The organism is Neobacillus sp. B4I6 (genome assembly GCF_050434045.1).
In the GTDB taxonomy this organism is placed as follows: Bacteria; Bacillota; Bacilli; order Bacillales; family Cytobacillaceae; genus Neobacillus.
Genome location: NZ_JBNPWB010000002.1, coordinates 2,017,758 through 2,040,387 on the forward strand (window position 1 = coordinate 2,017,758; position 22,630 = coordinate 2,040,387).

Genomic DNA, 22,630 nt, shown 5'->3' on the forward strand with positions numbered 1-22,630 from the left:
GAACGTTAACACAACAACACAACGCCGCAGCAGTCATTTCTTCAACCCAATTTAAATTATCTTATTAATGCATAACCATTGCTTAAACTGCTGTACTCCAATATCATAATCAATTTCTTTATTGTAAACGGAAAAAATTCTTGTTCCAAATGGTTCTAATGTTAATTCGTTTTCTGATGTAATATTTTTAATCCCATACCCTTTAAAATCAAAGAATATATCCCATATATCCTCAAATTGTCTTTTAAATGCTATCGACTCATAATCACAATTATCCTCGTAATAACCTAAATGCAGATGATTTTTATCATCATACAAAATTTCCATTAAGCACCTCTATTTTTATCATTTAAATTAAACAATTCGGCAGATTGAATCAACAATCCTTCTTCAAGTAAACTGCTTACGTTACTTGAATAAGGGAAAAGTGATCCTTCGTAATTGAAGCATCGCACCCGTTAGCTTAAGTGTATCTTTTCAAAATCCTGAAAAAAAGGATGTCAATTCATCCCTTTAGTTGACACAACAAAAAGAGTTGCCGAAGCAACTCCTAGTGTTTTACTCTAGCACACGTTAATTTAGCAATAACCCATTAAATCAACTTAGCAAACCAAGCTACATAATATGCGGCAGGAATAAACAGTAATTGAGCCACAACAGTACCCAAAAATTTAGAACTGATCATTGTCAAAGAATAACTTTTTAAATATATATAATTAGTTTGTTTTTTCATTACTTTATCAGCTAATACGGAAGCTTTAGGGTCAATAAACAATGATAATAAAATTGTTGCTATACCATTTATAATCCCAGAAGACATTGATGCAGCCTGAGCATAACCTTTAGGTACTAACATAGATGCATATATTGAGGATAGTACCCCAATTGTAAAAACAGCTGAAATGATAACATTAATCACGAAGAGTCGTTTCGGAATAGTTTTCCAGGTAATTCCCTTTAGATATGTAAATCTAGGTAGCCTAAAACACATAAAAATTTTTCTTATGCCATTTCGATTGAATTGATTAGCAAACAAACCAATTATTGAACCTCGTTGATTTGAAAGCTGCACAATAGCTCTTGAAAAGATATTAATGAAGGTCGGAAACAACAGAATGCCGAACAATACGCCAATTGTAGTTACACCGATTAAAATTCTATATTGTTCCTCAATGTAGTGTAATTTGTTTATATCTGGTGCTTCTGCAATCAGTTTAGCTGTCAAAGGTTGTTGAAACATCGTAGAAAACCTTGAAACAATCACCAGTGTACTAAACAAGGATAATGCTGTTGCAATTAATTTTACTCGTGCTCCTGAAATTCTAGTTGAATAAGCTAATGTTTCAATCATTGTAATTATCAATATGAACAGAGAAATTAATAAGACCTTGCCTGTAATTAGTTCCATAAATATCTCCTTAAAAATAATGATAGCTATAAATTAAATTATATTGTTTTGGAATTATTTAGAAGTGCTAAAAATTCTAATAATATTGATTTCCTTATTCAACTCCCTCAGTTTGATACGAATATCTCTCGAATGCTCACTTATTCGCAGGATTTCATAACCCTTGTAATTGAATTTACGGGTCATTGAAATGAGATCAGATCATTTTGGCTTCGTGAAGGCATAGTTAAATAAAGGAGTTAGCTAATACTCCATATTTTACCATATAATGTACATCTCCACGCCGCCCCTGGAGGCTTTCCCTCCCATGTCTCAACGGGTCAATTGCCCTCTCATTCCTTCGTCATGCCTATCCAAGGGGTGGAGGCCAGTTATGCTAACCTGATGGGTCGCAGTGCCCTTTTGTTGAACAAACCTGGTACTCCGTACATATTTGAAATCCTACGAATAAGACAACATTCAAAATTAAGGTTAACTATTTTAATTGATACATATTATAAACTAATGATTTATTTCTAGGCTGCTAAAGGGATTAATTCTTTTATTTTATTTGGACAGTAAGACTCGTTTCGTCGTGCTATTCCTACAAAAATCCTTGCTAATTTACCTATCAGTTTCATTATTGATTTCATTTTCTTTAGCTTCTTAACCTTCACATTATGGGAATGCATTGCTTTAAATTCAGGATTATTCATCACAAGGCTCATGGTTGCTAAGTATAGGAAACGTCGTAGTCTTGACCTTCCACGCTTCGAAATAACAATCTGACCTTTCCACTTTCCAGAACTTGCTTCAGCTAGATGTAATCCTGCATGACGTAATAGAGAGTTTCCGTGAGAGAATCCACTTAGATCACCTGACTCACCTAGTATCCCAGCTAATGAAATTTCACTTATTCCTTTAATCATAAGTAGTTTTTTTGCAAATGGTATTTTATTGAGAACTTCTTTAACTTGTTGTTCAACTCTTTCGAGTTGTTTTATAGCGAGGTCATATTCTTCTAATAATTGTTCTAGGTGGAATTTATAAGCATCAAGAGCTTGTCCAGTTCCAATAGAAGTTTTTGCTAGGTTGATCAATAATTGAGCTTTTTTAGGTCCTGGTTGTCTTTTCATTAATGACTTCCATCCCCTCTGGACATCTAGTGACTCCATTGAAGATATTTCATCTGGAGTTGGAAACAAACGAAGGGTTGCGATGGCTCCTTTGCACGAAACATCGTTAAACACTTGTCGCAGCTCTGGAAAGACAATATCCACCCATCGATTTATTTGATTTAGAGACATTACAAGACGTTTTACAATCACATCACGGTTAGACATAAGAACTCTAAGTTTCTCAAATGATTCTGAGGATGGGCGAATAAAAGAATAGTATCCGTTTTTGACCATATCTGCGATAACTAATGCATCTTTTTTATCACTCTTAGATTGAGTATTATCACGATTCTCTTTATTCCTTTTTACTAAGTGAGGATTGACAGTTGCTACCTCAATTTTTTGGTTAAATAACCATTTTGAAAGGTTAATCCAGTAATGGCCTGTAGGCTCCATACCTACTATTGCTGCATCTAAGTTTTTTAATCTTTTTAAATCATGAATCCAGTTTAGTAGTTTAACAAACCCCTCTTCATTATTTTCAAATGTAATAGGGTCTCCCACTACAATTCCACGGAAGTTAACTGCTCTTGCAACGTGTAATTGTTGAGCGATATCCACACCAACAATAAGATGTGTATCGGAAATTCTTTCGATTAGTTGATTTTGTTTGTCTTGCATTTTAAAATTCATAGTAGGGCTTCCTCCTTAAGACTTTGAGTTAGATTGGTCTCTATACTCGTATCTTACTGAGGGGCTCTATTTTTTTCAAACCTGATATTTAACGATCTACAGGAATGCTAATCTGCTCCGTTACTTCAATAAGAAAAAGCCGCCTAAATGTCAGCTGGATCTTCAACTCTTGCACCCATTACTTTAAGTGTATTTATTCACAAACTTTTTGATTAAGATACCCTCTAACTCTTTAATTTCAGCTCTTATATTTAACAATCTCATTTAATTACTTAACATATTTATGAATTTTAATAATGATGAAGGTGTATACTTATCTTTTCTATAAATGAATACTGTTTTGACTTTTCCAAATGGATTCGGAAGTGAATGATGTCTAAGAGTTCCATCTTGTATTTGTTTTGCAACAACGCTTTGTGGAACCATACTTATACCTAGACCAGCAGATACACACCCAATGATTGCATCCAGGGTTCCAAATTCCATTATCTTTTTAGGAATCACCCTCTCTTGATGAAACCATTGTTCAAGCCTTTCCCGATAAGAACATCCAGTACGAAAAACAAGTAGTGTCCTTGTTTGAATATCTTTGATAGAAGATATTGGTGGATGAATTGTATCCGTTACGAGTACCAATTTCTCTTCAAATACTTCCTTTTGAATTAGTTCAGGGTGTTCAATAGGTCCAGCTACAAATGCTCCATCCAGCTCATACTGAAGAACGCCATGAATATTTTCTTCTGTAGAACCTGTTTTTAGGGTTAGGTCAACGTCGGGATAGTCTTTAAGGTACTTTGAAAATAGGGCTGGTAAGCGAACTGCGGCAGTTGTTTCCATAGAACCAATCATTAAAGGACCTTTTGGTGTTTGATCATCATTCATCACGTTTTTTGTTTCTTCAATAAGATGAAATATTTTTTCCGTGTATGTTAATAACATACTTCCTTTGGCTGTTAAAGCAGTACCACGATTATGCCTATAAAATAAGGTTGTTTGAAGTTCCGTTTCTAATTGTTGTATTTTCAATGTGATATTCGATTGTGCATATTGAAGTTCTCTTGCTGCTTGTGAAATACTCCCCAGCTTTGCAACCGTTTGGAAAATTTTTAATTTATGCAAATCCATAAATTATTCTCACCTCTTTTTTGCCATCTAAATAGATGATAGCAAGTATCAATATTATGTATTATTCAATATACCAGAAAAGAGATATGATTTAAATATCATCATTCTATTGGAGGTTTTTATTTGATGAAACAATTTTTTCTTTTTTTAATAGGGGGAATACTGTCTTTAATTATTGCTATGGGGATTGGAAGATTTGCCTATACTCCCATTCTTCCACTTATGCAAAAAGATCTTTCTTTTTCAAATACAGTTGCTGGTTATATAGCATCAAGTAATTATGCTGGATATTTGCTTGGAGCAATTTTAGCAGGCGTTATTCCCTTAAAGGGGTATAGAGGGATTCCCCTAAGAATTAGTCTAATCATCAGCATTATAACCACAGCCCTAATGGGTTTAACATACTCTTATTTACTTTGGTATGTACTTCGGTTTATTTCAGGGGTTTCAAGTGCGTTTGTGTTGGTCCTAGCCTCTGGTATCGTATTAGATAAACTTGCTGTTATAAGCAAAACCAGTTGGTCGGGTTTATTCTATGGAGGGGTAGGATTTGGAATTTTTTTATCCAGTTTAATTATTCCGAGTTTAAACCATTTATTTCAGTGGGAAGGTACATGGATAGGACTAGCTGTTGTGAGTGGAATCCTAGCCATCTTCGTATGGATCTGGCTCGATGAAGCCCCCAACACTGTTGAGATGAAAAATAAACAAGAATCTTTTGCACTGGTCCCCCCAACTAAATGGCTCCTATGGTTGACTATTGCCTATGGTTTAGAAGGATTGGGTTACATTGTTACAGGAACGTTTATCGTATCTATCGCTGAAAAGACCTCATACTTTCAAAAAGATGCAACCTTAGTTTGGATGATGGTTGGTTTGGCTGCGATTCCATCCTGCCTTATTTGGTCTATACTAGCTAAAAAATGGGGCTTCGTTAAATCCTTAGTTCTTGCAATGGCATTGCAATCCCTGGGTATGGCGATGCCAGCCTTTTGGATTTCGAAAACTAGTTTTATCGTAAGTGCTTTATTATTCGGAGCCACGTTTATGGGTATCACTACACTTGCTACAACGTTGGGGCGGCAAATTAATCCATCTAATAGCAGCCGAACGATTGGCATATTAACCGCTATTTATGCTATTGGACAATTGATAGGACCAACTCTTGCTGGAATCTTATCATCATCCACTCATAATTTTAATGCTGCTTTGATAGGAGCATCTATTGTCGTTTTAATTGGGGCAGGTTTGCTTTTAAATGGAATTCAGTTTGAGAGGAAACCTAAAGGAAAATTAATCAGTAAGTAAAATTAAAAACGAGGTGTGTAATTATGTTAAATAATGAAATGACCAAACTATTGAAAATTAAATATCCGATTATACAAGCTCCTATGGCTGGAGGAGTAACAACTTCGAAATTAGTAGCTGAGGTTTCAAATTCTGGGGGTCTAGGCATGATCGGGGCTGGCTATATGACCCCTGTTCAATTACGGGAACAAGTTAGGGAAATAAAGGAATTAACGTCCAACCCTTTTGGTGTTAACCTATTTGTTCCGAACGAATTTCAAGTTACAGAGAATGAAATTCAATCAGCTAACCAGTTCTTAAACCCCATCCGTCAGCAATTAAATCTGCACTCAAAAGAGCAATTTGAAATTTCTCATTTTAATGATGTTTTTGAAAAATTTGTTGAACAAATTAAGGTTGTAATGGAAGAAAAGGTTCCTATTTGTTCTTTTACATTTGGCATTCCTTCTGAAGAAGTGATTGCTGAATTAAAACAATCAAACATTATTCTGATGGGAACGGCTACTACTGTTACAGAAGCAGTTGAAAATGAAAAAGCAGGAATGGATATTGTTGTGGCACAAGGCAGTGAAGCTGGTGGGCATCGTGGGAACTTTATTAATAGTTCACAAGAAAGTTTGATTGGTTTAATGTCATTAATTCCACAAGTTGTGGACAATGTAAGCATTCCTGTTGTCGCTGCTGGAGGAATTATGGATGGAAGAGGATTAATAGCTTCTATATGTTTAGGAGCAATGGGCGTGCAAATGGGGACAGCTTTCTTGACTTGTATGGAAAGTGGAGCACAAAAGGTATATAAAGAAGCAATTCTTAATGCGAACGAAGACCAAACTGTTTTCACTCGTTCATTTTCTGGAAAATGGGCAAGAGGAATTAAAAATAAATTTATTTTAGAAATGCAGAAGCACGAACCACTTTTACCAGATTATCCTGTTCAAAACACATTAACTCAAGATATTAGAAAAACTTCTGCTGCACAAAACAATCAAGATTTCATTTCACTTTGGTCTGGTCAAAGTCCAAGATTAGCCAAAAGTCAAACCGTTGAATCATTAATTAAAAATATTATTACAGAAGCAAAAAAATTAAGTTCAATGGAAGCGAGGTAAATTCTAATGTACATAAAAGCCTAGCCAAAAAAACTAGGTTTTTATGTATACCTTATTGAGCTAACCTGCTTACGTTAGCATTCCTGTAGAGAGTTAATTATTGACTTTGATAAAAAAAGAGCTCCTCAGTAAGATATGAGTATAGACACCACTCTAACTCAAAACCCTAGGAGGAACCCCTACTATGAAGTTTAAAATGCAAGACAAACAAAATCAACTAATAGAAAGAATTTCCGATAAACATCTCGTTGTTGGTGTGGACATTGCTCAACAATTTCACGTCGCTCGAGCGGTGAATTTCCGTGGAATTGTAGTCGGCGATCCTCTCACATTTGAAAATAACGAAGATGGATTTACTATTTTATTGCACTGGGTTAACAAATTAAAAAGGACAAATAACTTAGTTACCACTATAGTCGGCATGGAACCTACGGGACATTACTGGATTAATCTATCAAAATGGCTTTTCGAACAGAATATTGATGTAGTAACAGTAAATCCATACCATGTAAAAAGGAATAAAGAGAATAGAGATAATACCCAGTCGAAAAGCGATAAAAAAGATGCACTAGTTATCGCTGATATGGTGAAAAACGGTTACTATTCCATTGTTCGTCCCACTTCTGAATCATTTGAAGAACTTCGAGTTCTTATGTCTAACCGTGATGTGATTGTTAAGCGTCTTGTTAGTTCGATCAACCAATTAAATCGTTGGGTAGATGTTGTCTTTCCAGAGCTCCGACAAGTTTTTAAAGACGTGAAAGGTAAAGGGGCAATCGCAACTCTTCGTTTATTTCCTACCCCTATGGAATTGCGTTCAATGCAACCTCAAAATGTTGTTATCGGGTGGAAGTCACTGATGAAGAGACAGCCTGGATTAAAAAAGGCCCAATTACTTATTCATTTAGCTAATCGTTCGATTGGCACTAAGCAAGCACTTGATGCTTATAAATTTCATCTACAACAATTACTAGAGGAATTTGACCTCGCAACAACACAACTCGAAAGAGTTGAAAAACAAGTGGCAGAAGTACTTAAACAAATTCCTTATGCTAATCAATTGCTTAGCATTAAAGGAATTAGTGAGATTTCATTGGCAGGTATATTAGGGGAAGCTGGAGATTTAAGTGGCTTTGCCCACGGCAATTCTTTACTACGTCATGCAGGATTACACCTAGCTGAAGCAAGTTCGGGAAAGTGGAAAGGACAAATTGTCATTTCTAAACGGGGAAGATCTAGACTTCGGCGTTTTCTCTACTTAGCGACGATGAGCCTTGTCATGAACAACCCTGAGTTTAAAGCTTTACACACCTCAAATGTTAAGGTGAAAAAAATTAAGAAGATGAAATCAATTATGAAATTGGTTGGTAAACTGGCTAGGATATTTGTTGGAATGGCCAAACGAAATGAATCCTATTATCCAGAAAAATTACAACCTTTATCTTCCCTAGCAGCATAAGAACTAATAGATTATTAGAAACACTTACTAGTTTTTCCAAAAGGATAAACTTTCTTAAATCATAACAATAAAGAGGTTGTCTTGCACTTATCGAATGTTGGCTTATTCGTAGGATTTCAAACATGTACGGAGTACCAGGTTTGTTCCACAAAAGGGCTTTGACCCATCCCGTTAGCATAACTGGCCTCCACCCCTTGGATAGGCATGACGAAGGAATGATAGGGCATTTGACCCGTTGAGACATGGGAGGGAAAGCCTCCAAGGGTGGCGTGGAGCATGTACATCATATGGTAAAATATGGAGTTATAAATCTCTCCTCTATTTCCCTATGCCTTCACGAAGCCTAATAATCTGAACTCATTTCATTTAATCGTTAAAGCTATACCAAAGGTTATGAAATCCTGCGAATTAGCGAGCATTCGGGAGAAAATCGTATTTAACTGAGGGAGTGGAACAAGCAAAAAAAGCTGGCGAAGTAGCTACCGGTCTTAAACTCTTGCACCCGTTAGCTGAAGAAGCGATAAACTTTTATAATAGCCTCTATTATAATTAAACCCCAAATCAATACTATTATTGAACCGACTATCCAATTCGTCGGCTTACCGTTTTTCATCATTTCTTCTGCCTTAACTTCACAGTCAGATATTACACTCTTTGGTATCATCTTTAACGCAATCCTTATCCCTATTGGAACGAGAATTACATCGTCTAAATAGCCAAGAATGGGTATAAAATCAGGTATTAGGTCAATCGGACTGAATGCATAAGTTACAACACAAGCAGTATATAATTTAGCATACCAAGGTACTCTTTCGTCTTTACAAGCACAGTAAAGAATAAATATATGTCGTTTTAAATTCCTCGCCCAAGCCTTAATTTTCTTAAGCATTTTATCTCCTAATAACAGTTAAGATTTTATTTCCATTATAACAAAAAAGATTTCAAAGGATTTTGTTTATTTCACTAATTTGCTTCGTTAATACAATAAATAAAGCCGCCTAATATGGCGACTTTGTAGGTAGAAAACATTCTATTTCGTGTTTTGTAGTGCATCATAGCCTTCTTCACCGGTACGTATTTTAATAACATTGGCAATTTCATATACAAAAATTTTCCCGTCACCTGGCTGTCCGGTATTTAACACTTTTCGTGCCGTATCAATTACTAACTGTACAGGAACCTTGCAAACGACGATTTCAACCTTTATCCGTTCGTACATATTAACATCGAATTTCCTGCCCCGGTATGTTTCGGTATACCCTTTTTGAAAACCTGCACCAAGAGCATGGGTTACTGTAATTCCACTCACTTCGATTTGAGCCAGGGCTTGTTTCAATTCTTCAAATTTTGTTGGACGTGTAATAATTTCGATTTTTGTTAGAACTTCGCTCATACGATCACCCTTTTAGGAAAATTATGCTTCGTGATAGGCTTTTTCTCCATGCAGTGTAATATCTAATCCGAGAGATTCTTCATGTTCATTTGCCCGGACAGGGACGAAGACTTTTACAACTTTAATAATTATATATGATACTATCCCAACAAATAGATATGTTGCAACAATTGCAATTAACTGCTTTAATACTAAGCTTGGATCTCCATAAAATAATCCATCTGCTCCACCTGCATTCACGGATTTTGTGGCAAACAAACCAGTCGCAATACCGCCCCATGTTCCGCCAATTCCATGCAATCCAAACGCATCTAGAGCATCATCATATCCGAATTTTTCTTTTACCCAGAAGACTCCCCAATAACAAATCGAACCTCCAAGGAATCCAATAAGAATAGCGGAAGCCGGTGTAACAAATCCTGCAGCAGGGGTGATCGCAACAAGTCCTGCCACTGCACCTGAGATAGCTCCAAGCATCGTAGGTTTTTTATTTATCAGCCATTCTATTACTAACCAGCCAATGATTCCGGCAGCTGCTGCCGTATTCGTATTGATAAAAGCGTACATCGCCACATCATTAAGGGTTAAAGCACTCCCAACATTAAAGCCAAACCATCCAAACCAGACTAAGGCTCCTCCCAATATAGTAAGTGGCAGGTTGTGAGGAGTCGTGGTGACAGCATCTTTTCTTTTCCCAAGAACGATCGCAAGCACCAGTCCGGTAACACCGGATGTAATATGCACGACGTTTCCTCCGGCAAAATCGAGCGCTCCGAGATTACGAATCCATCCTCCTACTCCCCAAACCCAGTGGGCTACAGGAGAGTATACCAAAATGGACCATAGGACTGTGAAGATAGCAAATGCAGAGAAACGCATACGCTCTGCGAAGGCACCTGAAATAAGCGCTGCCGTTAAAACGGCAAAGGTTAGCTGGTACATCATAAACAGATTATGAGGAATTGTTGCACTGTAATCATTATTAGGTTTAAAGGTTACACCTTTTAATCCTACCCAATCTAAACCACCAATAAACGGATTTCCATGTGTTGAAAAAGCAAGCGAATAACCAAAAAGAATCCAAATAATAGAAACAATTGCAATTGAACCAAAGCTGTACATCGCCGTGCTTAACACGTTTTTACTCTTTACCATACCTCCGTAAAATAGTGCTATTCCCGGTGTCATAATCCAAACCATAATGGTTGACAAAAACATAAATACTGTATCCGCCATCTGCATGTTTTTCATCTCCTCTTTAAAATTCTTATGTTATATTTCCTTACATGGTTTCGTTAATAAAAATATCATATTGCATAACTTCTTAATTTTCAACAAAATTTTTAATTCGTATTGTTAAATTAATCCATATTAGTTTATATTCCTTTGATTGTATATCCAGGAACCAGAAATGCATCTGATTGCTAACCCGGTGCAAAAATTGAGTAGACCGATCGATTGGTTTGATAAGGCGGAGGCATTTCCTTAACGCCTTTTTGTACAGTGGATGAATGACTCACCTTAACGTCAAATTTAAAGTAATAAAGTCCCAAGTATAGATTGCGGTTAGTCAAGGTTTAGAGATTTTGTTGTTAATGTTCGAGTATCGTCAAGGTGTACGTTCTGATTTTCAAAAAGTAATGGAATAAAAAAAGATTGCCTGTTGACGACCGTTCTTTCTTAAACTCAAAAACCCGTTTGTTAAACAAAAACAAGAATCACCTTTTAATAGACTCCGACTTACACCTTACATTAGTTAGGGTAAAGAATTCCTTCCAAGTATCAATTAAAATTAAGAAAAATTTGATCTAGTAGAGAATAGAAATTATCACTTTTTAAACAACTTTCACACAATATTAGAACTGATAATTCAGTATCTTTTTCATTATCTTCATTACGATTCCCACAAATTTTACATACCTGTTCCATATGAAACACTCCTTAATTACATTTATATTGATATTTTTTCCTATCCCCTATTTTTTAATCTTTTTCGATAACATCTAAAAATAATAAAAAAGCCCAATGAATAAATCATTGAACTTTTGAATTAAGTAATATGGTATTAATCCTTTAAATGAAAAGGAACTGTCGAAACCACAACGTCTTTTCTATTTAACAGTAAGGTACGGATACGAAATGATGATTGATTGTGTAATAGGCGGTGCCACCACTTATGGGTAATAAATTCAGGTAATAGGACAGTTAATTTCTTCTGATGTTTATAGTGGTGGTCAATACGCTCTATAAATTCAATTAGTGGCTTTATTAATGTACGGTAACGTGACGTGACCACAACTAATCGAACACCTGGATTCCATTCGTCCCATCTTTCTTCCATCTTTTTAGCATCTTCAGGAGAAAATGCAACATAAAATGCTACAACATTTGTAGTGAGTGATTTGGCATACGAAATTGGTGATACAATTACCTTATTAATACCTGCAACCGGAATGATTATAACTGTATCCGTACTTGGTATTGGCTCAGTTAAATCAAATTTTAATTGCTTACCTACACTGTCATAATGTTTACTAATTTTGGTGATTACCCATAACATTATAGGAGTAATAACAACAACAATCCAAGCCCCTTCTTCAAATTTGGTAACACTGAATATAACCACTACAAAAAAAGTTACTACTGCACCTATTCCATTTATAATTGCTTTCCTTTGCCATCCCTGTGATTTATCTCTTCACCATTTCAAGACGAGACCTACTTGTGCCATCGTAAAGGATAAGAAAACACCAATAAAGGGGAATTAATGCTTCAGTTCTCCCACCAAAAACAATAAGTAAAAAACTCGCTAATATTCCCAGTGTAATTATTCCATAGTTAAAAGCTAAACGGTCTCCTCTGTTGGCAAACATTCGGGGCATATTTTTATCTTGTGCCATGAGTGACCCCAGAATCGGAAACCCATTAAAGGCTGTATTAGCAGCTAGTATTAATATTGCCATCGTAGCAAACTGAATAATATATTAAAAAATTCCCCGTCCAAAAGCATCTTCTGCCACCATAGATAGAACCGTTTTGGTTCTGTTGGGTCTGGATGAATATCATAGGCTCTTGAAATGATGGTTACTCCATTCGAAATCGCTTCAACACCTGTTACAGCTGAACACCCCGAAGAGAACGCTTTAGGAGGAAGCTCTACTATGAAGTATAAAATGCAAGAAAAACAAAATCAACTTATTGAAAGAATCTCAGACCGCCATCTCGTTGTCGGAGTTGATATTGCACAACAAGTCCATGTCGCTCGAGCTGTAAACTACCGTGGTATTGTGGTCGGTGATCCTCTCTCTTTTGAAAATAATGAAGAGGGCTTTGCTAGAATGGATCAACGGGTTAAAAGCTACAAAAAATTTGAATACAGCTATCGTTGGTATGGAACCTACCGGACATTACTGGATTAACCTATCAAAATGGCTTTACGAACAAAACATTGATGTAGTAACGGTTAACCCTCATCTTGTAAAAAGGAATAAAGAAAATCGAGATAATACCCAATCCAAAAGTGATAAAAAAGACGCTCTCGTCATCGCTGATATGGTGAAGAATGGCTACTACGCCTTTATTCGCCCACCTTCAGAGGCTTTCGAAAAACTTCGGGTACTCATGTCTAACCGTGACGTGATCGTTAAACGACTCGTCAGTTCGATTAACCAAATAAATCGTTGGGTAGATATTGTCTTCCCTGAACCGACAAGTGTTTAAAGACGTAAAAGGGAAAGGGGCAATCGCAACCCTTCGCTTATTCCCTACACCAGTCGAATTACGTTCCATGGAAGCCCAGGATATCGTAAAGGGGTGGAAAACACTGATGAAGCGACACGCTGGATTTATAAAAGCAAAATCATTAATTGAATTCGCTAAACGTTCTGTTGGTAACCAACAAGCACATGATGCTTATAAACTACACCTGGAACAATTACTTGAAGAATTTGATCTCGCTACAGCCCAACTCGAAAGAGTTGAAAAAGAAGTCACTGACATACTTCAACAAATACCTTTCGCAAGGAAATTACTTGCCATTAAAGGAATTAGTGAGATTACACTGGCAGGCATTTTAGGAGAGGCAGGAGATTTAAGCGGCTTCGCCCACGGTAACTCTCTATTACGACATGCGGGATTACATCTAGCAGAGGCAAGCTCGGGTAAATGGAAAGGGCAAATTGTCCTCTCTAAACGTGGGAGATCTCGTCTTCGGCGTTTCTTGTTCTTAGCAACAATGAGTCTTATCATGAACAACCCTGAGTTCAAGGGGCTTCACTCCAACAATGTTAAAGTGAAAAAAATGAAGAAAATGAAATCAATTATGAAACTGGTTGGTAAGCTCGCAAGAATACTGGTTGTAATGGCACGACGTAATGAGTCCTATTGTCCTGTAAAAGTACAACCTTTAACACCAATAGCAGCATAAAGTAGCCTTTACTATGTCCTCTAAAAAGCGAATATATCAAGTAGTTACTATTTAGATTAGTATTTTATCGAATGTTGGCTTATTCGTAGGATCTCAAAGAAAGCACGGAGTACTGGATGTGTTCAACCAAAGGGCATCGACCCGTTCCGTTAGCAAAACCGGCCTCCACCCCTTGGATAGGCATGACGAAGGAATGAGAGGGCTTAGACCCGTTGAGACATGGGAGGGATAGCCTCCAAGGGCGGCGTGGAGAATACGTGCATTATATGGTAAAAGTTGGAGTCTAATGCTTATTCCTCTATTTCCGCACGCCTTCATGTAGCCAAAACTATTAAAACTCACTTCATTCATCCATTATTGTTCTATCAAGTGGTTTGAAATCCTGCGAATAAGTGAGCATTCGAGAGATAAATGTATCTAACTGAGGGAGTTGAAGAAGAAAATCGTTAAACAATTTTAAAAATAAAAAAGAATGACTATTTAAGCCACTCTTAATGTGTTGTACTAACTTTTCATGTTCTCTTTATCTGACATTATTGAGCGATAGATGTTATATTTATTCTTTGTTGGTGAATAATCGTCTTTCTTGGAGACCTCATTTAAATTATTTTCAGAAATTGTATTATTTGATTTACCTAATTTAATATTAATATTATGTAATAACTCAATTATTTCTGAGAATCCAACAAAAATCAAACCTGAAACGAACCCAGTTACAGACCAGAGTATGAAAACTGAAAAATTAAATGATGATCCATAAATCTCATCATTATTATCTAAAATTAATCCTAGTATAACCCCTGCAATAATATCAACTATTCCAATTACTCTTAACGCTTTGCCCACTGGATTCCCCATAATAGACTCCCACTTTCTAATTTATTTAGTTACCTTTCATCTAGCCTAAAATAGAAGTAATAAATTAAAAATCCTCCAAGTATAAAAAGAAAGTACCTAAAATAATTATTGAATTTCTTTTTTCCCGAAATTGTATTAATATTTTCAACGCTCAAAACGCATCCCCCCACTATCTTTATAGGTAAATTTTACTCCAAAATCTATTTGTATTATTTAGAATATATCGACAAATTTTTCGAATAAAAAAAGAGTGACCATATCAGCCACTCATGAATTACTTTCTCTTTTTATATATCTTATTTTTTTTTTATAGTTACGCTACATTACAAATTCGAGAATAAGACTAACCCGATGAGTTTAATGGAAAAATAAGTGTAATCTTTGTACCTTTTCCTGGTTTACTTTCAACATTAAGTGATCCATTCATGCTTTCTACAATACGAAAAACAACCATCATTCCAAGCCCAGTACCTTTTATTTCTTTTGTTGAAAAGTAAGGCACACCGAGACGTTTTCTTTGAAAATCATTCATCCCTACCCCATTATCTGTTATGGTTACTTTAGCAAGAGATTTCTCTACAGTCCCTTCAATTGAAAGAGTTCCTCCTGAGGGCATCGCCTCAATTGCATTTTTCAAGATGTTAACGAGCACTTGTTGAAATAATCCGGTATTACCTTTAATGTAGCATGTTTCAGATTCTGAAGATAATTTTACAATGTTCATGTTAGCTAAGGGTACAATTATATTTATTGCTTTATCGATTTCCTTTTTTAAATTAAGGATTTCTATTACTTCTGGTGCAGGTTTTGCAAAAGTTAGGTAATTTCGAATAATACTTTCTGCTTGATCAAGCTCCTGCATTGCTATCTTTATGTACCTTTTTTCCACTGCAGGAATATCATCTGACTCATTAACTAACTGTAGAAATCCTCGAGTAGTTGTCAATGGATTTCGGACTTCATGAGAAATACTTGCTGCCAAATGACTAACCACTTCTACTTTTTCCATTTGGATAATTTTGCTGAGTAGCGATTGTTTTTCCTTATTAGATTCCATAATATAAACAATTAAAACAATGCCAAATGATTGAATTAAACTATAAGATAAAAATAACTCAATTGTAATCGGGACATGAAATAAAAGTTTAACTCCCGCCATTATCCAAACAGACATAAATAAAATTAAAACACCTGAAAAGATAATCTTTTTTATCATTGGTAAATTATTATAAAAAGGTTTAAGTTTAGTAGTAATTAGAAAAAAAATGAGAAGGCTTATACAGGCAAACCACGAAACTTCTAATCCATGCATAACAACTCGTAAAAAGATAATTAAAAAGGTAAGCCACATGCTGGTTATCTTATGTGAATACAAGCAACCTAGTACAAATGGAATAAAGCGTAAGTTAAAGATTACCCCGCTATTCATATGAAATGGAAACAGCATACAGATTACAACGGTTGCTGAAAGAGACAAACCCATCACTATTTCAGTAACTAATGGATTCTGGTGAAGCCTGTTCAACCAAAATTGAAGTACAAGAATTAAAATCAGAATGCCTATGAGATTTATAAGAAAATGTGAAGTGCTAGTCACCTTTAATCCTCCACGTTATATTATTTTCTAAATTAAGGAATTAGTAAGCTGCATAGAGATCAACTAATTGGATTAGGAAAGGTTGTATTAACATTAGAATATAAATTATAACAATATTACTATGAAATAAGTAGTAGTATCTAAATATATGGATATATAACAAGAGGATAATAATAAATATTAATGGTTTATTTAAGAATTGGAGAATTATTATGGAGACAAAAAAAGTGGGCCTAATTAGCCCACTCAACAAAACTAGGGATTCTAAGTAGTCCCTTTTTCGTAAGGTTACGATATTTTACTTTTGCCTTCAATTTAGGGTCAATATATATGAACTTATCATTCTCTTCAATAATAAAATCTTTATATTGCATATAGAACTCTTTACGATTTTGTGTAGACATGAACTCCATTAATCCAGCGAAATTGCCATCCTCAAAGCTAAGAAGTAACCCAAAATCATCTTTACGTAAACCTGAGATATAAACATTCTCATATTGATAATTAATAACCTTCAACCAATCATGGGAACGTTTATTAATTTGATATTTTGACTCTGCTTTTTTCTGTACTATTCCCTCAAGTCCATGCTGCTGAATTAAATCAAAATATTGTTCTGCGTTTCCTTCTATCCACTTTACTTTATTTAATAATGGTGTGTCTGAAGGTACGATTTCCTCAAGTATCACTTTACGTTCAAAAAGAGGTAAGTTAGTAATCTTCTTTCCATTATGATAAATAACATCAAACACACTAAACGATATTTGGTGTTCTGACTTCTTAGACATAAACCTCTCCATTACAGCTTCAAAGTCAGGTTTACCTTGAGCATCTGTTACTATAATTTCACCATCTAAAACTACCCCATCTGGTATAGGAAGATTAACTAACTCAGGAAACTTAGATGTAATTTCATTCTTGTGTCTTGTATAAATTCTGACTTTATTATCAAATTTAGCCCAAATAGTACGGAAACCATCTAATTTTAATTCGGTTATATAGTTATCATCGTCAAAAGGATGATCTGTTTTGTGTAATAACATTGGTGAAACAAACATACATACCACCTCATGATAATTTTAACATGATATTTATTCTGTTCTAGGTGGAAATTAAATGTAAATTAGATCAACCCTTACTAGTATTGTTTATACTGTTTAAAGTAATTCTGTATTTAAGTAAAGCACCCGTTAGCTTAATAAGGAAATGCTTAATCTTTGTTGAGTTCAAATACATCACAATAATTTAACTTGTGATTGTTTGTAACTTCAAACGCATTCGTAGATACTACTAATTCTAAATTTTGTGACAAACAGAAGTCTTCTTGGGACCAGCCAGAATATTTATGGTTCTCAACAAAAACTTTGCCTATCGGTATTAACCGTTTAAAATTAGGGAGGATTTCGTTAGGATAAAGTTCTTTAAACAAATCAGAAACAGTTACCTCAACTTCATTAAACAAATATCCATTCAATTCACTGCTTTGAATCGAGTTTGCAAGGTTTTCTGTAACAATGAAACAGGGGGTTGATTCGAGTAATTCATCACCTAGCCAACCTTGGAACTCATAATTGAGATAAGATATTTCCTTCATTCCATTTGTATATGTATTAGTTGAAAAAATAGTTTTCTCTCCAATTTCGCCTGCCACTTCAGGTTCTAATAAAATAAGTTTCATTTCGGTACCTCCATCCACTACCAATACAATTATAACTCAAATACCATTCTTCAACTATCCTGCTTCGTTAGTGGAACAACGAAAAAAAGGCTGCTGAAGCAGCAAAAGCGTTCTTGAGCTAAAGCACCCCTTTAATTCAATAAGCGAGATGAATAAGTTGCAAAAAGTGACCTGCATTATTAATGCCTTATTTCCTCATAATCTGTACTTAGAGGTGAAGCATATAGATTAATAAATAATATGTAAACTGGATACAGAATGACAGACCCATAAATCAGAAGGCTAAATCTCGGAAATAGTGTTACTCCTACATTAATAGGAAAAACAACAGGGAAAAAAGAGAAAAAAAGAATAAAATATGGTACCCACAAAAGGAGTGACAAATAGCTGTATTTTCTACTTATAGTCCATTTTTTTGTTAAGTAAATGAATAAAATTGTCGAAAGTAGAAGTCCAATAACATTAATAGCAGCAATTACAATGTAAACATTATCCCATTCCCAGCCAGTTAACATACTAATATGAGATACATTTATTATGAGTTCGATTGCTATAAACAACGCTATAGCGTATAAGGCACTAATAATATTTAACTTTATAAAAAACTTCATCATATACCTCCTTAATTAAGAAACAGCAACACCTCTGAGTTAAGTTCTTTATTCAATTATAATCATTCTTAAAGTAACCTGCCACGTTAGCACAATAACAAAAAAATGACCGTCCCTTAGACGATTTTATGATTGGGTTCTCCCTGTTTCATAATTTCACAGTAGCCAGATGCGTACTGAATAAGAATAATATATTCTTTGCCTTCAAAAATTACAGGAATACTTTTCACAATTAACACATCCTAAAAGTTTTTATCTAAAATTATATTATTTTTGCATCCTTGTCTGTAGATGATCTGTGAATAAACTCAGCAATCATCCAGGACTTATTGAACAAAACTGGAACTTAAAATGGAATATATTAGTACATGTATATACATTGTATATATAAACGTTTTAATGTATAATTATACTGGGTTGGATGGTAAGTGTGGCCATCATAGTATTTAGCGTAGGTGGGGCTGATACGAACTAAAGCAAGAGCTAGTTGGCTCTTTTTTATTGGGTAAAATATTTATTAAGATTTTTTTAAACTATTGGAAATATACCCGTTTTTTGAAATCCACTACAAAAGTAACCTTTGTTTTAGTCTTTGGGTGGTCTTGTTCAACTATCGCACCCTATAGTTTAAGTACAATTCCTCACAATCATTTATTTACTCAAAAAAACTGTCCCAAAATCAATAAAAAATTGGGACAGTTGCAACAAAAGAGGTGGTATTCTTCAAATTCTTGGAATTACATAAGCAATACAAAACAACCAAGACGGTTGACTTAGTGGTGGTACACGATTACCAACTCGATGCTCGTGATTATGCATCCTCATACGCAAGAGAAGTTGATAACTCACGGTGAGCGTTGATCTGTTGCTGGAGCTCGGCGACTTTTTGCTCTGCACCAGCAATCGCATCTGCACCAGCAATCCAGCGGAACGGTGGTTCTTCCTGGCTTACAATGGTAATTAGAGCCTTTGCAAGTTTGACAGGATCGCCTTCCTGTTTTCTATTTTTTTCTTTAAAGAAAGCCTTGATTTGTGCATTACCCTCAGCGTAGTCATCGATAGACAGGTCACCCCAGAATGTTGATTCAGGCTCTAAAAGTTCGGTACGGAAGAAACCTGGTTCAACGATGGTTGTTCTGATACCGTATGGAGCGACTTCATCACGTAACGACTCCATCCAACCCTCAAGACCAAACTTCGAAGCAGAATAAGCGGAACCACCCGCACCTCCGACCAAGCCTGCAAGAGAAGAAATTGAAATAATGTGTCCAGACCGAACCTTACGCATCAAAGGCAACACGGAACGGGTGACGTTCATAGGACCGTATAGGTTGGTACTGATTTGGCGTTCCATCTGTTGTGGGGTTAGTTCCTCGAAGAATCCGCCATAAAAGTTACCTGCATTATTAACCAATACATCAATACGTCCAAATCGATTAACTGCCAACTTGACGGCAGCTTCGGCATCCGAAGGATTAGTTACATCCAGCTGTACGATCAGCAGATTTTCATCATCACCGAGGACTTTGGCTACTTTATCGGTATTACGACCTGTAGCGACGACCTGATGACCTGCGGCAAGAGCAGCCTTTGCAATATCAACACCCATGCCACGTCCGGCACCAGTAATAAACCAAACTTTATTGTTAGTCATATTTTTTTCCTCCTAAATTGTCTACTTTATTTTTCAAAGGTTTATCAACCTTCGTATTTGATTGGAACAAGAATAGGTTACTCCTTAGAGTACACTCTAAAGCAAGTTTTTTTTCGAAAAAAATTTAGAAAGCTGTCAGACGCAAATGAAAAAACAACTGGCTACTTAATTTCAAGAGAAACAGTTTCCTAATTCATTTTCATAAAAATTTATTTTAGTATCAAGAAACTCTAGGCTTTGACGAATCTTCTCGAATTCTTCCACTACTTTTTTGCGATGATTTTTAAGTAGTGCTAACCTTTCTTCCATTGTTTCATCCCCCATATACCCCCACATGATAAATTGTTTCATGTCTTTTAGTGACATCCCCGATTTTTTTAAGTGGAGCAAAGTTTCAACCCATAATTTGTCTTTATCCGAGTAAACTCTGACATTATTCTCGTCTCTGTTTACTTTTATTAATCCTTCTTTTTCGTAATATCTCAATGTATGTTCACTCACACCAACAATATTAGAAAATTCTCCAATAGAATATGTCAATATAACCGCCTCCATAAATCTGATATGTCTATTTCTTCACTCTCTTTTAATTTACGACACAAACCAAGAGTAATACTTAGAGTTTACTCTAAGTCAAGAAATCTCAATCAGTCACGGTATTTTGCACTTATCGTTACTCCATTCAATTTTATCTAAAATTCAACCAAGTCCAGATATTACTTCCCGTTGTTCACCGTTTTCAAGTTCAAATTCTAATAATGCTGGTCTCTTAATGCAGCTACATAGAAATCGTTGAACCAGGGGATTTGGTTGGTGATGGAAGCTCCTACGTATCCAGAAGCGATTGATGTTTTTCGAGGCAGAGGGGGCTAAAATCCTTGCCGTAATGCTTATGTGACAAACATAAACCCAAGATAATTTATACAATACCTACTTTTCATAATCCAACAGGTTCAGTTATGTCTTTAAAACGTCGTAGACGCTTCTCGATATAGCTCAAAGTATCCCGTGCCTTATCATCGAGGACTTTCCATGTAGTGAGATATACTTTTATAAAAAGCCACCCGCTTCTATTAAAGATATGGATAATAACGGTTATGTGATTTACTTAAAAGGTTAAGTAAATCACTTGCACTGGGTTGTATAATTGGTATCATTTATACTAAGTTTGATAACTATCTTACTTAGAAATTACATGTTTACTCCTATACAACAACTTTCCAGATAGGGAATAAATTCAACATTCTTTAAGAGCTCTCTGTTCATTATTGATTTGTATTTCCTGTCCTACTTTTTTTATTAAATTTCTAGAGTGGGAAAAATTTACTCTAGCTCAGGATTAGTAGCCAAATAAAGGAGGATATTAAATGTCAAAGGATATAAAAGTTGCACTTGTCACTGGCGGGAATCGAGGAATTGGATATAATCTTGTCAAACAATTAGCTCAGAAAGGTTTTAAGGTCATTTTGGCAAGTCGAGATCCAGAGATGGGTCATGAAGCTACGCAAAAACTTAAGGAGTTAAATCTGGACGTTTCGTTTGTGGTAATGGATGTAGACAATCAAGAAAGCATCCGTCAAGCTGCGATTACTGTAAATGAGCGATATGGAAGATTAGATGTATTGATTAATAATGCTGGCGTGTATTTGGATGAGAATGAAAAGTTATTGACTATGGACGCTTCCATTCTAGAGAAAACGATGGCAACTAATTTCTTCGGCGCTTACTATGTCATTCATTCCTTTATTCCGATCATGGAAAAGCATGGCTATGGAAGAATCATTAATGTTTCATCAGGATATGGAGAAATGAGAGAAATGTCTCATCAAGGAGTAGGCGCCTATAAGTTGTCTAAACTTGCCTTGAATGGTTTGACACAATTGGTAGCTGCAGAAATCAAAGGAGATATCAAAATAAACGCGGTATGTCCGGGGTGGGTCAGTACAGATATGGGCGGACCATCTGCACCAAAATCTCCTAAGCAAGCTGCTGAGTCTATCCTTTGGTTAGCGACGATTGGACCTGAAGGACCTAACGGAGGATTCTTCAGAGATGGAATACGAATCGATTGGTAATAATACACCTATGAGAGCAAAAGATTTGCTGCTTAAGTGTGTGCTTCGATTAAACCGTCTTCTGCAATTGTTATTGTTTAAAAACCAATTAAATAGAAAAAGCCGAATATCCTATTTCAACTAAGATATTCGGCTTTTT

Annotated in this window: 19 protein-coding genes and 2 pseudogenes; 6 read left to right on the plus strand and 15 right to left on the minus strand. The window is 35.5% G+C overall.

Annotated elements, in window-relative coordinates; genetic code table 11:
- Window positions 1-51: 51 nt before the first annotated feature.
- The 4 genes from QF028_RS12085 to QF028_RS12100 all read right to left on the minus strand — a co-directional run bounded on the left by QF028_RS12085 (window position 52) and on the right by QF028_RS12100 (window position 4,323).
- A complete protein-coding gene (locus QF028_RS12085; protein ID WP_429465686.1) occupies window positions 52-327 on the minus strand; it encodes a DUF3986 family protein in 276 nt (91 codons plus the stop codon).
- A 265-nt stretch (window positions 328-592) separates the two neighbouring features.
- Window positions 593-1,408 carry a lipid II flippase Amj family protein gene (locus tag QF028_RS12090; RefSeq protein WP_429465688.1) on the minus strand — a complete coding sequence of 272 codons (816 nt, stop codon included), beginning with the start codon at window positions 1,406-1,408 and terminating at the stop codon, window positions 593-595.
- Between the two features lie 515 nt (window positions 1,409-1,923).
- On the minus strand, window positions 1,924-3,198 hold the full coding sequence (locus tag QF028_RS12095; protein WP_429465521.1) for an IS110 family transposase: 1,275 nt from the start codon (window positions 3,196-3,198) through the stop codon (window positions 1,924-1,926).
- Between the two features lie 264 nt (window positions 3,199-3,462).
- Window positions 3,463-4,323 (minus strand): LysR family transcriptional regulator, encoded by an 861-nt coding sequence (locus QF028_RS12100; protein ID WP_429465690.1) that lies wholly within the window; start codon window positions 4,321-4,323, stop codon window positions 3,463-3,465.
- 126 nt (window positions 4,324-4,449) lie between these two features.
- Between QF028_RS12100 and QF028_RS12105 the strand changes: the two genes are divergently transcribed.
- The 3 genes from QF028_RS12105 to QF028_RS12115 all read left to right on the plus strand — a co-directional run bounded on the left by QF028_RS12105 (window position 4,450) and on the right by QF028_RS12115 (window position 8,199).
- Window positions 4,450-5,631: a YbfB/YjiJ family MFS transporter gene (locus tag QF028_RS12105; RefSeq protein ID WP_429472294.1), complete on the plus strand. Its 1,182-nt coding sequence runs from the start codon at window positions 4,450-4,452 to the stop codon at window positions 5,629-5,631.
- A 23-nt stretch (window positions 5,632-5,654) separates the two neighbouring features.
- Entirely contained in the window at window positions 5,655-6,740 is a 1,086-nt protein-coding gene (locus QF028_RS12110; RefSeq protein WP_429465692.1) for an NAD(P)H-dependent flavin oxidoreductase, read from the plus strand.
- Between the two features lie 184 nt (window positions 6,741-6,924).
- A complete protein-coding gene (locus QF028_RS12115; protein WP_429465694.1) occupies window positions 6,925-8,199 on the plus strand; it encodes an IS110 family transposase in 1,275 nt (424 codons plus the stop codon).
- Between the two features lie 505 nt (window positions 8,200-8,704).
- On the opposite strand, the gene QF028_RS12120 is transcribed toward QF028_RS12115, so the two are convergent.
- From QF028_RS12120 to QF028_RS12140, 5 genes are all read right to left on the minus strand, one after another.
- On the minus strand, window positions 8,705-9,088 hold the full coding sequence (locus QF028_RS12120; RefSeq protein WP_429465696.1) for a YkvA family protein: 384 nt from the start codon (window positions 9,086-9,088) through the stop codon (window positions 8,705-8,707).
- Between the two features lie 141 nt (window positions 9,089-9,229).
- Window positions 9,230-9,592: a P-II family nitrogen regulator gene (locus QF028_RS12125; RefSeq protein ID WP_214716648.1), complete on the minus strand. Its 363-nt coding sequence runs from the start codon at window positions 9,590-9,592 to the stop codon at window positions 9,230-9,232.
- 21 nt (window positions 9,593-9,613) lie between these two features.
- Entirely contained in the window at window positions 9,614-10,834 is a 1,221-nt protein-coding gene (locus tag QF028_RS12130) for an ammonium transporter (RefSeq protein ID WP_429465698.1), read from the minus strand.
- Between the two features lie 823 nt (window positions 10,835-11,657).
- Entirely contained in the window at window positions 11,658-12,218 is a 561-nt protein-coding gene (locus tag QF028_RS12135) for a hypothetical protein (RefSeq protein ID WP_429465700.1), read from the minus strand.
- A 64-nt stretch (window positions 12,219-12,282) separates the two neighbouring features.
- Window positions 12,283-12,492, minus strand: coding sequence for a hypothetical protein (locus QF028_RS12140; protein ID WP_429465702.1), 210 nt, complete (start codon window positions 12,490-12,492; stop codon window positions 12,283-12,285).
- A gap of 261 nt (window positions 12,493-12,753) precedes the next feature.
- On the opposite strand from QF028_RS12140, the pseudogene QF028_RS12145 reads away from it, so the two are divergent.
- Window positions 12,754-14,018: pseudogene (locus QF028_RS12145) on the plus strand (IS110 family transposase).
- A gap of 504 nt (window positions 14,019-14,522) precedes the next feature.
- Here QF028_RS12145 and QF028_RS12150 read toward each other — a convergent pair.
- The 6 genes from QF028_RS12150 to QF028_RS12175 all read right to left on the minus strand — a co-directional run bounded on the left by QF028_RS12150 (window position 14,523) and on the right by QF028_RS12175 (window position 20,956).
- The gene (locus QF028_RS12150; RefSeq protein WP_429465704.1) at window positions 14,523-14,876 is read right to left on the minus strand and encodes a hypothetical protein; all 354 of its coding nucleotides are present in this window, start codon (window positions 14,874-14,876) and stop codon (window positions 14,523-14,525) included.
- A gap of 343 nt (window positions 14,877-15,219) precedes the next feature.
- The gene (locus QF028_RS12155; RefSeq protein ID WP_429465706.1) at window positions 15,220-16,188 is read right to left on the minus strand and encodes an ATP-binding protein; all 969 of its coding nucleotides are present in this window, start codon (window positions 16,186-16,188) and stop codon (window positions 15,220-15,222) included.
- A 518-nt stretch (window positions 16,189-16,706) separates the two neighbouring features.
- Window positions 16,707-17,531 (minus strand): ATP-dependent DNA ligase, encoded by an 825-nt coding sequence (locus QF028_RS12160; RefSeq protein WP_429465708.1) that lies wholly within the window; start codon window positions 17,529-17,531, stop codon window positions 16,707-16,709.
- 152 nt (window positions 17,532-17,683) lie between these two features.
- A complete protein-coding gene (locus tag QF028_RS12165; RefSeq protein WP_429465710.1) occupies window positions 17,684-18,151 on the minus strand; it encodes a hypothetical protein in 468 nt (155 codons plus the stop codon).
- 1,422 nt (window positions 18,152-19,573) lie between these two features.
- A complete protein-coding gene (locus QF028_RS12170) occupies window positions 19,574-20,416 on the minus strand; it encodes an SDR family NAD(P)-dependent oxidoreductase (protein ID WP_429465712.1) in 843 nt (280 codons plus the stop codon).
- A 171-nt stretch (window positions 20,417-20,587) separates the two neighbouring features.
- Window positions 20,588-20,956, minus strand: coding sequence for a MerR family transcriptional regulator (locus QF028_RS12175; protein WP_429465714.1), 369 nt, complete (start codon window positions 20,954-20,956; stop codon window positions 20,588-20,590).
- Window positions 20,957-21,226: 270 nt separating this feature from the next.
- Between QF028_RS12175 and QF028_RS12180 the strand changes: the two are divergent.
- Both QF028_RS12180 and QF028_RS12185 read left to right on the plus strand, forming a co-directional pair.
- Window positions 21,227-21,574 (plus strand): annotated as a pseudogene (locus QF028_RS12180) (aminotransferase class I/II-fold pyridoxal phosphate-dependent enzyme); the annotation flags it as partial.
- A gap of 209 nt (window positions 21,575-21,783) precedes the next feature.
- On the plus strand, window positions 21,784-22,491 hold the full coding sequence (locus QF028_RS12185; protein ID WP_429465716.1) for an SDR family oxidoreductase: 708 nt from the start codon (window positions 21,784-21,786) through the stop codon (window positions 22,489-22,491).
- Window positions 22,492-22,630 lie beyond the last annotated feature (139 nt).

Coding starts and splice junctions, on each gene's coding strand:
- QF028_RS12100 (WP_429465690.1), bottom strand. CDS start 4,323: ATGGATTTGCATAAATTAAAAATTTTCCAAACGGTTGCAAAGCTGGGG.
- QF028_RS12155 (WP_429465706.1), bottom strand. CDS start 16,188: ATGCATGGATTAGAAGTTTCGTGGTTTGCCTGTATAAGCCTTCTCATT.
- QF028_RS12165 (WP_429465710.1), bottom strand. CDS start 18,151: ATGAAACTTATTTTATTAGAACCTGAAGTGGCAGGCGAAATTGGAGAG.
- QF028_RS12095 (WP_429465521.1), bottom strand. CDS start 3,198: ATGAATTTTAAAATGCAAGACAAACAAAATCAACTAATCGAAAGAATT.
- QF028_RS12120 (WP_429465696.1), bottom strand. CDS start 9,088: ATGCTTAAGAAAATTAAGGCTTGGGCGAGGAATTTAAAACGACATATA.
- QF028_RS12160 (WP_429465708.1), bottom strand. CDS start 17,531: ATGTTTGTTTCACCAATGTTATTACACAAAACAGATCATCCTTTTGAC.
- QF028_RS12090 (WP_429465688.1), bottom strand. CDS start 1,408: ATGGAACTAATTACAGGCAAGGTCTTATTAATTTCTCTGTTCATATTG.
- QF028_RS12130 (WP_429465698.1), bottom strand. CDS start 10,834: ATGCAGATGGCGGATACAGTATTTATGTTTTTGTCAACCATTATGGTT.
- QF028_RS12115 (WP_429465694.1), top strand. CDS start 6,925: ATGAAGTTTAAAATGCAAGACAAACAAAATCAACTAATAGAAAGAATT.
- QF028_RS12140 (WP_429465702.1), bottom strand. CDS start 12,492: ATGGCACAAGATAAAAATATGCCCCGAATGTTTGCCAACAGAGGAGAC.
- QF028_RS12110 (WP_429465692.1), top strand. CDS start 5,655: ATGTTAAATAATGAAATGACCAAACTATTGAAAATTAAATATCCGATT.
- QF028_RS12185 (WP_429465716.1), top strand. CDS start 21,784: ATGTCAAAGGATATAAAAGTTGCACTTGTCACTGGCGGGAATCGAGGA.
- QF028_RS12150 (WP_429465704.1), bottom strand. CDS start 14,876: ATGGGGAATCCAGTGGGCAAAGCGTTAAGAGTAATTGGAATAGTTGAT.
- QF028_RS12170 (WP_429465712.1), bottom strand. CDS start 20,416: ATGACTAACAATAAAGTTTGGTTTATTACTGGTGCCGGACGTGGCATG.
- QF028_RS12085 (WP_429465686.1), bottom strand. CDS start 327: ATGGAAATTTTGTATGATGATAAAAATCATCTGCATTTAGGTTATTAC.
- QF028_RS12105 (WP_429472294.1), top strand. CDS start 4,450: ATGAAACAATTTTTTCTTTTTTTAATAGGGGGAATACTGTCTTTAATT.
- QF028_RS12125 (WP_214716648.1), bottom strand. CDS start 9,592: ATGAGCGAAGTTCTAACAAAAATCGAAATTATTACACGTCCAACAAAA.